This window comes from Sphingomonas sp. 66-10, assembly GCF_001897045.1.
GTDB lineage: Bacteria > Pseudomonadota > Alphaproteobacteria > Sphingomonadales > Sphingomonadaceae > Sphingomonas > Sphingomonas lycopersici.
Genome location: NZ_MKRR01000042.1, coordinates 8,716 through 20,396 on the forward strand (window position 1 = coordinate 8,716; position 11,681 = coordinate 20,396).

The following is an 11,681-nucleotide window of genomic DNA, read 5'->3' on the forward strand; positions in this document are numbered from 1 at the left end:
CATGCTCAAAGCCTGCGAGGATGCCGGCACAGATCTTGTCGTGATCGACGGGGCGGCGGTCGCGCGCGACGTGGCTTATGAGGCAGCGCGCCATGCCGATTTCATCCTGATCCCGACCAAGACGGCGGTGTTCGACACGATGAGCATGACACACACGCTCGACGTGGTGCGCCAGCTCGACCGCGCCTTTGCCGTGGTCCTTACCTTCGTGGCCCCGCAAGGTCAGGAAACCGGCGATGCGATTCAGGCCGTGGCGGAGCTGGGCGCGACGGTTTGTCCGGTGACGATCGGCAACCGCAAAGCCTTCTTTCGCGCCCAAGCCGCAGGCCAGGCCGTGCAGGAGTTCGAGCCGCATGGGCCAGCGGCCGAGGAAATCCGGCGACTATACGAGTATACAAATATACGCCTATACAATCAGGCGGAGGCGGCGTGATGGCAAAGGGCGGAAACAGTCTGCAAGCGGTCCTGAACCGCGCCAAGGCGGATGGAGACACGGCCTCGGTCCCAGCGCCGGCGGTCGAGCCGGTAGACGTGACCCGCAAGGCCCCGCCGAGCGGCCGACAGGGGACCAAGTTGATTGGCGGGCATTTCCCCCCGGAGGTCAGCACGCAGCTTCGTATCATCGCGGCCGAGGAAGGGACGACCGTTCAAAGCCTGCTAGGCGAGGCGCTGGACGACCTGTTTGTGAAGAAGGGCAGGGGGCGGATCGCCGGCTAGTATAGGCGTATACAGCTATACACCTATACTAGCGCAAGGGGGCGGTTTTGTGCTTATTGCGACAGAAGCCGATGAAGGCGGCGCGGGGGCTTTTCAGTTCCGGTCGCCCGCTGTCGATCCACCATGACACCCATTGGTCATAGAGCGCGTAAACGTCATAGCCAGGCGCAACGCTCTTGGCGTCGTGGAAGCCTTCGGGGTCGATATAGGGCCGCTCGGGTTCCGCTTCGATCGCCTCGACCGTATCCAGCGCCTCGCGATTGCGGAACGTGACCGTATCGCCGTTCATTTCCACGGCATAGTCGGGCAGATGATCGTGCGCGACAAGATCGCGCAGCATCGAGCGGAACACACGCAGATGGCTACTCGCGCCGGTCTTTTTCTGTAGCGTTTCGACCGAGATCGACCATTTTTCCTGTGCGCCGCAATGCTTGCGCGCCAGCTCGTAGATGCGCCGTTCGAGCGGCTTGCGGAGGCGGAAATAGTCGCGGTGCAGCGTCAGGACGCTGCGCCCCTCGACCATTTTGAACAGCCAATCGGAGAGCGTGACCTTGATTTCCGACATTTGGCCGGAGCGGGTTTGTCGCACGATCCGCCATTCGTTGATGAGGCCGAAACCTTCGGTGATTTCCTCGCCATCGGCCTTGATGTTCGTGGTGATCCGCGTCCCCGACAGCCGCTCGAACGCGCTCCGCAGCCGGTCATAGCCGTCGCCATCGGTTTGCCGGTTGGTCCACACCAGCAGATCGCGGGCGGTCAGGTGCAAGGTGCGGCTCGGCCGCTCGCCCTGGTTCATCTTCCCGATGAGCTGGGAGATGCAATAGATCAGAATATCCTTGTCGTGGATCGTCGCCAGCCCTTTGACGCTGGGGACGATTTCGAGCTTGTTGCCGTTATGCTCGTAGCGGAACACGCGCCGATCGGGCTTGGTCGCGAGCGAGAAAATCGGATGCTCCATCGAGGCCATGTCATCCTTGGGGATAGCGTCGAGAACATCGCAAATGAACAGATCGGGATCGGGGTAGCGAACAGGCAGCAGGGGAGGGCGTCCCTCCGCGCCGTTCGGGGTTTCGTTGACGGCAAGCGGTAATTCGGGGTTTCGTTGACGGTCAGGCTTGATTCGGGGTTTCATTGACGGGTAACTTAGATTCGGGGTTTCATTGACGCAACGGAAAAGTTCGGGGTTTCATTGACGCAGATTCGGGGTTCTGGAGTCAGTCGATTCGGGGTTCCGTTGACGGCAGAGATCAAAAAACGCCCGATTCTATCTGCATTTTCAATAGATTACGGAACCGCCAAAATTCCGTAACACGACTCTTTAACCCATATATTAACACTAGACCGACCTGTGGATAACTTTGGCCGCAGAGCAAGCCTGATGCCCCAGCATCGTGGTTTCACCCACCAGCGTCCCGCCAGACCGAACAGCTTGTCCCGAAAATCGGGACAGAGGCAGCGCGACTCACCGGCACCGCGCTTCAGACACGATCAGAAAGAAGAAAAGCACCGCCTCTTGGGGCTTCGCCCCGCCGGCTCGCGGCCTTCGGCCGCCCCGGATCGCTAAAGCGATCCTCCCACCCGGCATCCCCGTGATGAGCCGGCTGCGTCGGCACGCTATTTGTTGGAATGGGGACCGTTTAAACGCTGCGCTCCTATCGCAAACACAGCGCCAGCGGCACCGTCGCAATTGGCTTTCCAGAAAAGCCAAGCGGATAGGGCAGCGATCAATCCGAGAGGACAGGGCAGGCGGAAACGTCCCCACAGGCGCGATTTCCGGGCCGCTGGGCCTCATTTTAGACGTTTGGTAAGGCCGGCAGGGTTCAGCCGGGCATCACGCTCTACGGGCTTCCCAGGCGACCGATTTTTGGAAAGCTATATCCTCGCACGATCGCGCGCGACGACACGAAAGAGCGTTTTACGGACGCTAAAGCCGAACAGATCGGCAACATTATGTTCGAGCGGCGGCGATCGGCGCGGCGAGTTTCAAGGTTTGTGCGCCAGACAACGATTTCGCGGGCCTGTATATTTGTATACACCTATACATGGCACGGTCCTAATGGCGCGTCCGCTTCGGCGGCGTCGGCGCTGACAGAAGTTCATCAAAGGCGGAGTCATCGCCCAATGCGTAGCGGCGCAGCGGATCATCCTCCGTCATGCGACCGGCCTGGACCTCGCGCCAGGTCACATACCGTAGGCGGTTCCGGTCCAGCACGCCATCGACAAGACATTCGGCACGCAGGAACATCCATATCTGGCCATGGCGGTGCTGGGCGAAGGCTTCAAGATCGCCGTTCGTCTCTTGGAGATGCACCGCCACCAAATCGCAGACGAGATTGAATATCCGCATGAGGCCAAGCCGGCTTTCCTCATCGGTGATCGCTTCGTGCAGCTCCAACACTTCGTCGCGGATCGCCGGAAGGGGAGCGGAACCGCTTTCTCCATAGGCCATGAGCCGGTCCCAAAGATCAATGACGCGCTGGTCCATATTCTATCCTTCCGCCATTGGCGGCGGTTGTGACACTATACAGCAATCGGCCTCTTTTCACTTGTCCGAGAGTGTCCGTTCACGCCTTGTCGAACTTTCCTGCGAACTCGCCATCGGCATAGTAGCGCAGCTTGGCGGCGACGATCGGCCGTTGCCCCGCGAGGAACAGGAGTTGCAAATCTTCCCGAAGGGTGCGGACCTCATCGGGGGTCAGCAGGGCGCGGCCGACATGCTGCGCGCCGAAGGAAATGCTGGTTTCCTCCGCGTCGATCGCGCGGCTCATCGTCTCGAACACGACCGTCTCCTGGCCGAGCAGATCGGAGACGAGTTTGGCGCTGTCGTGATCGTTGACCCCGAACACCTGTAGGACGCCGGCGTTGGACAGGAAGGTGCCGGCGCGGCGCTCATAGAGCGCGCGGAGCTGATGCACGTCCTGCAAGATCGGCCAGAGCTGGATGCCGTAGCCGGCCATCAGGCCCATTGCGCGCTCGACGGGTTCGAGGCGGCCGAGCGCCGCGAACTCATCGAGCAGGAACAGGACGGAGCGGGCAGGGGAGGCCGGCGCGCGCGCCAGATCGGTTAGCCCCTGCGCGACCATCAGCCGCAGCCATCGGGCATAGGTAGCGAGCCGATCGGGCGGCAGCACCAGATAGAGGCTGGTAGGCTGCGCCTTCACATCGGCGAACGTAAAATCGGAATGTCCCAGCACGGCCGTCATTCGCGGGGAATCGAGGAAATGGGTATGGCGCTGCGCGGCCGACAGCACGCCGGCGGCTTCGCGATCGGATTTGCCGAGATGGCGATTGGCGGCGCGCGCGACCAAGCCGCCTTGCGCCTGCATCGCTTCCAGCATGGCAGCGAAGGCTTGCGGCGCGAGGGTGAGCCGGTCGCGCAAAGTGGCAAGGGTCCGCGTGCCCACCGGCTCGCTGGCGACGATATGCAGGATCAGGCCGGCGATCAACGCCTTGGCTTCCTCGTTCCAGTGCGCCTCGCCGGCTTCGCCGGGAGCGTCGTAGACCAGTGCATCGGCGAGCGTCATGCAGTCGTCGGCCAGATCGAGGCCGGCAGGGTCGATGCGATCCAATGGATTGAACGCGGCCGAGGGAATGCCCGTCACTCCGAACGGATCGAGGACATGGACCGGGCCGAATGTCCCGCGCTGGCGCGCGGTGACGCGGGCATTCTCGCCCTTGGGGTCGATGCAGACCACGGAGCCGGGATAGTCGATCAGATTGGGAATGATGGTGCCCACGCCCTTGCCGGTGCGTGTCGGCGCGATCGTCAGCAGATGGGCGGGGCCGGCATAGCGCAGCGGCTTGCCCGATTTGCGGTCGCGGCCGATCAGCAGGCCGTCGCCATTTTGGGCGAGGGGGCGCGTCTCGCGATCGGTGGCGAAGCGGGCCGAGCCGTGGGTGTCGTTGCCGTCAGGGCCGCCATATTTGAGGATCAGCGGTTGGAACAGCGCGCGCAGCGTGACGAGGAAGATGACCAGGCCCGTCAGCATCATTACGATCTGGTAGATATTGGAATCGCGGGGCAGGCCGAGGAGCTTGCCGAGGATGAGCGGCACCCCAAGCCCCAGCACCAGGGCGGTGATGAGGAACAGGACCACGACGCCGAACAGGTGGCGGATGAGGGCGACCGGGCTGGTGACGAGGGCCGTGACTGCCCATATCGGCTGCGCGCGCGCCATACGGGCGAGGTTGCGGATCGCGCGGCCGAACTGGCGGAACCATTCCATCATCAGGATTCCCTCCCATTGTCGTTTTCGAGATGTTCGGCGCAGATCGCGGCGGCGATCGTGTGAAGTTGCTTCACGCGGTCAACGAGCCAGGCCAGTTCGTCGGCGGTGATTTCATAGGCATGGGAATAGCGGGCCTCGACATAGGCGCGCTGCAATTGCGCGAAGTGGCGGCGGGCGGCGCGGGTATCGCGCGGCCAGGCTTCGATCAGCCGGGGATCGAGATTTTCGGCGAGCGAGCGCAGGATGCCGAGGCGGTGCGATTTGGGCGCGTAGAGCGTCAGGACGAGCAGCACGGCGTTATAGGCCCGCTCGAGGGCCTGGTGGAGCATGAACGCGGCATCGCGCGGCACTCCATCGGCAATGCTGTCCTGGGCGAGCTTGAGCGCATGCGCGGCGAGCGGGAACCAGTGGTCGCGATGGCGCAGGGCTTCGGCGTGGCGTTCCTGCGCGTCGAGCTGGCGCGGCACGGCGAGGGCTTGGCCTGGCGCTTCGTAGAGGGCGATTCCGTCGCGGGCTATGTCGGCGAAGAAGGTACGGCCGCGCGCGAGCTGGTCGTTCACGTCCATCAGCGAATGAACGATGAAATTGACGGGGGTGGCGAGGTGCCTGGTAACGGTCGGCTCGCGCACCAGATGATCGTCGGCGACCGCCCTCCATGTTTGCAGATCGGTGAAGGTGTCGGAGTTGACGACGACGAGCAGGTCATAGTCGGAGATATAGCCGCTGGCGCGATCCTCGACCCAATCGCCGCGCGCATAGGAGCCGAACAGGATCAGCTTGAGGATGCGGCCGCCCTTGCGCTTGTCGGAGAGCTTGGTTTTGACGGCATCCTCGAACTCATCGAACAGGACGCGGGCGACCCGTTCCAGCTCGCGGCGCTTGGCGGCAGGAAGATGATCGAGGCCGGCGCGCATGGTCAGGGCACCGAGATATGGGTTATGCCCGGAGCGTCGGCGATTTCGTCCACGAGGCTATCGACGGTTTCCATGCGGTGGCTGGGCCAGTCGCGGGACACATCGACATAGCCGGCATCGGTCTGGACGTTGATGGTCGCGGTGGCGGGCAGCATGTCGAGCAAGGCCGCGAGCTTGTCCTGAATGTCGGGGGTGATATGGTCGATTCCAGGTCCAACCATCAGGAGCTGCCAGGAGAGGCGCGAGGTGTCAGTCATGGGCATTTCCTTCCGCGTTGTCCTGTCCCTGCGCATCGGCATCGAAGGCACGTTTGCCGCGCCGCTTCCAGAGCGCGAGCGCGTTGCCCTCTTCGCGCGCCCTGGCGACAAGATCGAGCATCGCGCCGTAGAGGGTGGCGCGATCGTCGTCGGTCAGATCGACGAGCCCGGCTTTGTGGACGAGGCCGCCAAGTTCGATCAGGTGCCGGGTTCGTTCACGCCGGGCCACAACCCACTCCCTGGTATCGGTGCGCCGTTGTCCGGACTCAGCCCTGCGGATTGCCTGCGCCAGCTTCGCTCGCGCCGCCAGTGTCCGCTGCAGGGCCGCGCCCACCTTTGCGCCCGCGCCGCTGAAAGAAGGCAGCGCCTTTCGTGCGCCACGCCTCCTTGGTGTCTGCATTGGCGGCCAGAGCTTCGATAAGCGCGCCGGCAAGGATGTTGAGATCGAGCGCATCGGCGCCGGTCGCGGTGACCAGTTCGCCGAGCTGCTGAACCTTGCGGGCTTTGAGCGCAGTTACCTTGTCGCCGAGCGCTTTCAATTCCGCATCGTAATCCCGCACCTTGCGCATCTTACTCTCCTCAGCCCTGATCCATCGGCGCATCGTAGCACGAACTAACGTGCAGAAAACAGCAGATCATATTCCAGGCAAGCAGTCAGTCACGCGAACGGCAGAGAGTGTGAGTGCGCGCTTATACGTCGTTGCCGACATATGCTCAAAAAGGTAGGTTATAGGCTATCATGGCGATCTACCATTTCTCGGCCAAGGTGATTAGTCGCAGCAGCGGATCAAGCTCGGTTGCAAGCGCGGCCTATCGTTCCGCGTCCGAGCTACACGATCAGCGGCTTGGGCGCGACCATGACTTCTCGAACAAGGCCGGCGTCGTCCATTCCGAAGTGATGCTACCGGAAGGCGCACCGGAGCGGCTTCGCGACCGCGAAACCCTGTGGAACGAGGTCGAGGCCCGCGAGGTTCGCAAGGACGCGCAACTGGCGCGGGAGGTGGAGTTTTCCATCCCGCGCGAGATGAGCCAGGTGCAGGGCGTTGCGCTCGCTCGCGATTTCGTCGAAAAGCAGTTTGTCGAGCGCGGCATGGTTGCGGACCTCAACGTGCATTGGGACAAGGGCAAGGACGGGGAGCCCAAGCCGCACGCGCATGTCATGCTGTCGATGCGCGAGGTAGGGCCGGAGGGCTTCGGTCAGAAGGTGCGCGAGTGGAACTCGACGCAGCTCTTGCAGGGGTGGCGCGAGGCGTGGGCCGATCATGTCAACGAGCGCCTGGCCGAGCTGGATATTGACGCCCGGATAGATCACCGGACCTTGCAGGCGCAGGGCATCGAGCTGGAGCCGCAGCACAAGATCGGGCCGGCGGCGATGCGGCGCGAAGGCGAGGGGCTTGAGGGCGAGCGCATCGAGGACCACACGCGGATCGCGCGCGAGAATGGCGAGAAGATCATCGCCAATCCTGCCATTGCGCTCGATGCGATCACGCGGGGACAGGCGACATTCACGCTGCGCGATCTGGCGCAGTTTGCGTTCCGTCACAGCGACGGCAAGGACCAGTTCGATGCGGTGATGGGGGCAGTGCGTTCCAGCCCGGAGCTGGTGGCGCTGGGACGGGACGGGAAGGGGGAGGACCGCTTTACCTCGCGCGACATGATCGACACCGAGCAGCGGTTGGAACGCTCCGGCGATCGGCTTGCCGATCGGAGCGGGCATGGTCTCCCGGCGATGGAGCAGTCCTTGCGGGCCACCGCCGGGAGTGAGGGCCTGAAGCTGGGGAGCCAGCAACAAGCCGCATTAATCCATATAATAGGCACGCAGGATATTGCCATCGTGGTCGGCTATGCCGGCACCGGTAAATCGACCATGCTGGGGGTTGCGCGCGAAGAATGGGAGCGGGCGGGCTATCAGGTGCGCGGCGCGGCCCTGTCAGGGATCGCAGCCGAGGGGCTTGAGGGCGGTTCGGGCATCGCCTCGCGCACGATCGCCAGCATGGAATATCAGTGGGAGCAGGGCCGCGAGCAGCTCAGTGCCCGCGACGTGCTGGTGATCGACGAGGCCGGCATGATCGGCACGCGCCAGATGGAGCGGGTGCTGTCGGAAGCCGAGCGGGCAGGGGCGAAGGTCGTTCTTGTCGGTGACGCCGAGCAGTTGCAGGCGATCGAGGCCGGTGCGGCGTTCCGCGCGCTTGCCGAGCGCCACGGCGCGGCCGAGATCAACGAGGTTCGCCGGCAGCATGAGGACTGGCAGAAGGACGCCACGCGGGCGCTGGCGACGGGCCGGACCGGCGAGGCTGTCCATGTCTATGCCGAGCATGGCATGGTCCACGCGGCCGAGACGCGCGAGGCTGCGCGGGAAAGCCTAGTGGAGGGCTGGGATCGCGCTCGCATCGCCGATCCCGACAAGACGCGGATCATCCTCACCCATACCAATGCCGAGGTGCGCGACCTGAATCTGGCCGCGCGCGATCGGCTGCGCGACGCCGGCGAGCTGGGCCAGGACATGCGCGTGTCGGCCGAGCGGGGCGCGCGGGACTTCGCGACCGGCGACCGCATCATGTTCCTCAAGAACGATCGCGGCCTTGGGGTGAAGAACGGCACGCTGGGCAAGATCGAGCGCGTGTCGCCCGACAGCATGGCGGTGAAGCTGGACGATGGCCGTCAAGTCGCGTTCGACCTGAAGGACTATGCCCATGTCGATCATGGCTATGCCGCGACCATCCATAAATCGCAGGGCGTGACGGTCGATCAGGGGCACGTCCTCGCCACCCCCGGCATGGATCGCCATTCGGCCTATGTGGCGCTGTCGCGGCACCGTGACGAGGTGCAGCTCCATTACGGTCGCGACGACTTCGCCGACGTGTCCCGGCTTGTCCGCACGCTGTCGCGCGAGCGGGCGAAGGATATGGCGTCGGACTATCCGATGTTCCGGGACCGCGACGGCAAGGTTCGGGCCTTTGCCGAGCGGCGCGGGCTTTCTGGTGAGGCCAAGGCCGTGGCTGAGCGACAGCCGCGGCGCGGCATGTTCGACGGGCTGAAACTGCCCCAGCGCACGCCAACGCCGGCGAAGGAAGCGCCTGCGCGTGCCGGGCAGGGCCAGGACCGTGCTTTCACGCGCGCGGTCGAGCGGGCCTCGCGTTCGGCCGAGGCGGTGTTGCAGGCGCGCGCGTCGGGTGGGCCTGTTCTCGAGCATCAGAAGGTCGCGCTCGAGCGCGCGACGGAGGCGCTGGACCAGATCAGGCCGTCCGCCTCGCGCGATATGGCGTCGGCGATGCAGCGCGACCCCACCTTGTTGCGCGAGGCGGCGGCGGGGCGCAGCGGCCCGATGGTCGAGGCGATACGCCAAGAGGCGCGGGTGCGTGCCGATCCGAACTTGCGGGCCGATCGCTTCGTGGAACGCTGGCAACAGCTCTCCCAGGACCGCGACCGGCTGTATCGCGCCGGCGACATCACGGGCCGCGAGAAGGCGGGCAAGGAAATGGCAGGCATGGCGAAAAGTCTTGAGCGCGATCCCCAGGTGGAATCGATCCTGCGCGGGCGCACCCGCGAGCTGGGGCTTGAAATAGGTATGGAGCGCGATCGCGACCTTGGCCGCCAGTTGACGCAGGATTTGGGGATTGGCCGTGATCGTGGCCTTGGTCGCTGATGCTTTTGCGGATAAGCGCCTATCATGCTAAGATGGTATGTGTTAATCCGGAGGTGAACCATGAACGATATGACCCGATGGACCGTCTCGGTATCGAAGAACACCGATATCGCAGTGCGTAGCTTCCTCGCGCAGCGCGGCATGAAGAAAGGCGATCTTTCCCGTTTCATCGAGGAGGCGGTCAAATGGCGCGTTCTCGATCAGACCATCATCGAGGCGAGAGCCAAGTTCGAGGATATGGCCCCCGAAGATTTGGACGCGGTGATAGGGGAGGCGGTGGCCGCCGCGCGTCAGCCCGCAGGCTGACCCGTGCGCGTCGTTGTCGATACCAATGTCCTCATTAGTGCGCTGCTTTCGGACAGATCGCCGCCCGCGCAGATCGTCACGCTCTGGCGCGAAGGGCGGTTCGAGTTGCTGACTTCCCAGGAGCAACTGGACGAACTGGCGCGGGTGACGCGCTATCCCAAAATCCGCGAGCGGCTTTCGCCCGCGCTGGCGGGGCGGCTTGTCAACGAGCTGCGCGACGTGGCTGTGATGGTGGCGGACCTGCCGGAAGTGACGGCCTGCGCCGATCCTTACGATAATTTTCTGTTGGCCATGATCGTCGCGGGCAGGGCCGATCATCTTGTGCCCGGCGACAAGCGGGATCTTCTGACGATGGTCCGTTATGAGGGCGCACGGATCATCGCCGTGCGGGATTGTCTGGCGATGTTCGGGCGGGTGCCCAGGGATGAGTGGACATGAGCGGGCAGCACCAGGATAGCCAGGAGCGCGACGACCCGGCGCTGGCGTTCGAGCGGTTGCGCGGCGAGGTGTCGTTGCTGCGCCATGCGGTCGAGGCGCTGACCACGGCGCGCGAGTCCATCGACATTCCCGACTATGAGCCGACGTTAGAGCGCACCGAAAAGGTGCTGGGTATCCTGGTGCAGCAGATCGACGGTGTGCGAAAAAGCCCCGCCATGAGGCTCACCCCGGAGAATATGGGAGGTCGTTTAGACGCTTCCGTCGCCGAGGCGACCCGCGAGCTGCGCGCCCAGGTGCAGGCAACCGACATGGTGCTCAGAGGGGCAGCGCGCGACTTGTCCGATATGGTCGCATCGGCTCGGCGGGGCGACGAGCAGAACCGTTGGCTGTATATCGTGGGCGGCGTCGGTCTGGTGCTGGGGCTGTTGCTCTATACGCTGCTCGCCGGTCCGATCGCGCGGATGATGCCGGCGAGCTGGCTTTGGCCCGAGCGCATGGCGACGCGGGCGCTTGGCGAAAAGTCGGCATGGGATGCGGGGCAACGTTTGATGCAGACGGCCGCGCCGGAGAGCTGGGGATTGATCGTCGCGGCGGCCCCGCTCGCCGATGGCAACCGCGAGGCGGTGCAGGCGTGCCGCAAACAGGCCGAAAAAGCGAAAAGACCGGTGCGCTGCACAATCGAGGTAAAAGGCGCACCGGAATCATCGGTTCCGTGAATCAGTGCAGCATGACTGATTCAGATAAGTCGTCGGACATCGACAGGCAAATCCTGTAGGCTTTGCGACATGAATGGTGCAGGTCTTCTCCCTAATCCCGTTGAGCTGATCGCGCTTGATCCGGCGCGTAATATTCGGCGACGCTACAGTATCACCGTGAGCATTGACCTGTTCGGCATGATCGTCGTCGAAAGCTGCTGGGGCCGGATCGGCGCGCGCGGCCAAGCCCAGCGCCATGCCTTCGCCGATCATGCCGCAGCCAATCGTTATATTGCAGCGCTTCTGCAAAAGCGTGGTACGGCTGAAAGGCGGATCGGTGCCGCCTATCGGCCTGTCTGACACCGGACACAGAGCTCGCGTGTCGAAGCTGATCGACCCCATTATCCTTATGTCAATCTGGAGTATAGCCTAACCGGACGTCAGGGCGCTACCGCGGTTTCTGTCAGATTAGGGTACTA

The 11,681-nt window shown here is 63.8% G+C and carries 14 protein-coding genes; 7 read left to right on the plus strand and 7 right to left on the minus strand.

The genetic code is table 11. From position 1 onward, the window contains the following. Both BGN95_RS05080 and BGN95_RS05085 read left to right on the plus strand, forming a co-directional pair. Nucleotides 1-433 (plus strand): ParA family partition ATPase (locus BGN95_RS05080; protein ID WP_286771838.1); only part of this gene is annotated, 433 nt, incomplete at its 5' end. Continuing rightward, complete coding sequence (locus tag BGN95_RS05085; RefSeq protein WP_286771839.1) at nucleotides 433-717, plus strand: ribbon-helix-helix domain-containing protein; 285 nt, start codon at nucleotides 433-435, stop codon at nucleotides 715-717. The genes BGN95_RS05080 and BGN95_RS05085, both read left to right, overlap by 1 nt. 28 nt (nucleotides 718-745) lie before the next feature. Here BGN95_RS05085 and BGN95_RS05090 read toward each other — a convergent pair whose 3' ends face one another. The 7 genes from BGN95_RS05090 to BGN95_RS05120 all read right to left on the minus strand — a co-directional run bounded on the left by BGN95_RS05090 (nucleotide 746) and on the right by BGN95_RS05120 (nucleotide 6,686). Beyond that, entirely contained in the window at nucleotides 746-1,849 is a 1,104-nt protein-coding gene (locus BGN95_RS05090) for a replication initiator protein A (protein ID WP_286771840.1), read from the minus strand. Nucleotides 1,850-2,770: 921 nt separating this feature from the next. Beyond that, nucleotides 2,771-3,202 carry a hypothetical protein gene (locus BGN95_RS05095; protein WP_286771841.1) on the minus strand — a complete coding sequence of 144 codons (432 nt, stop codon included), beginning with the start codon at nucleotides 3,200-3,202 and terminating at the stop codon, nucleotides 2,771-2,773. Between the two features lie 79 nt (nucleotides 3,203-3,281). Further along, on the minus strand, nucleotides 3,282-4,943 hold the full coding sequence (locus BGN95_RS05100) for a type IV secretory system conjugative DNA transfer family protein (protein WP_286771851.1): 1,662 nt from the start codon (nucleotides 4,941-4,943) through the stop codon (nucleotides 3,282-3,284). A 2-nt stretch (nucleotides 4,944-4,945) separates the two neighbouring features. After that, nucleotides 4,946-5,866: a HEPN domain-containing protein gene (locus BGN95_RS05105; protein ID WP_286771852.1), complete on the minus strand. Its 921-nt coding sequence runs from the start codon at nucleotides 5,864-5,866 to the stop codon at nucleotides 4,946-4,948. Further along, nucleotides 5,863-6,117 (minus strand): hypothetical protein, encoded by a 255-nt coding sequence (locus BGN95_RS05110; RefSeq protein WP_286771842.1) that lies wholly within the window; start codon nucleotides 6,115-6,117, stop codon nucleotides 5,863-5,865. Before BGN95_RS05110 ends, BGN95_RS05105 begins: the two co-directional genes overlap by 4 nt. Next, entirely contained in the window at nucleotides 6,110-6,346 is a 237-nt protein-coding gene (locus BGN95_RS05115; RefSeq protein WP_286771843.1) for a conjugal transfer protein TraD, read from the minus strand. The genes BGN95_RS05110 and BGN95_RS05115 overlap by 8 nt, the downstream gene beginning before the upstream one ends. 37 nt (nucleotides 6,347-6,383) lie before the next feature. Beyond that, nucleotides 6,384-6,686: a conjugal transfer protein TraD gene (locus tag BGN95_RS05120; RefSeq protein ID WP_286771844.1), complete on the minus strand. Its 303-nt coding sequence runs from the start codon at nucleotides 6,684-6,686 to the stop codon at nucleotides 6,384-6,386. A 170-nt stretch (nucleotides 6,687-6,856) separates the two neighbouring features. On the opposite strand from BGN95_RS05120, the gene traA reads away from it, so the two are divergent. The 5 genes from traA to BGN95_RS05145 all read left to right on the plus strand — a co-directional run bounded on the left by traA (nucleotide 6,857) and on the right by BGN95_RS05145 (nucleotide 11,562). Continuing rightward, a complete protein-coding gene (gene traA, locus BGN95_RS05125; protein ID WP_286771845.1) occupies nucleotides 6,857-9,763 on the plus strand; it encodes a Ti-type conjugative transfer relaxase TraA in 2,907 nt (968 codons plus the stop codon). Between the two features lie 60 nt (nucleotides 9,764-9,823). Next, a complete protein-coding gene (locus BGN95_RS05130) occupies nucleotides 9,824-10,069 on the plus strand; it encodes a ribbon-helix-helix domain-containing protein (protein WP_197707588.1) in 246 nt (81 codons plus the stop codon). Nucleotides 10,070-10,072: 3 nt separating this feature from the next. After that, a complete protein-coding gene (locus tag BGN95_RS05135) occupies nucleotides 10,073-10,507 on the plus strand; it encodes a putative toxin-antitoxin system toxin component, PIN family (RefSeq protein WP_286771846.1) in 435 nt (144 codons plus the stop codon). After that, a complete protein-coding gene (locus BGN95_RS05140; protein ID WP_286771847.1) occupies nucleotides 10,504-11,223 on the plus strand; it encodes a DUF6118 family protein in 720 nt (239 codons plus the stop codon). Before BGN95_RS05135 ends, BGN95_RS05140 begins: the two co-directional genes overlap by 4 nt. 69 nt (nucleotides 11,224-11,292) lie before the next feature. Then, a complete protein-coding gene (locus tag BGN95_RS05145; protein WP_126027187.1) occupies nucleotides 11,293-11,562 on the plus strand; it encodes a WGR domain-containing protein in 270 nt (89 codons plus the stop codon). Nucleotides 11,563-11,681: the final 119 nt, after the last annotated feature.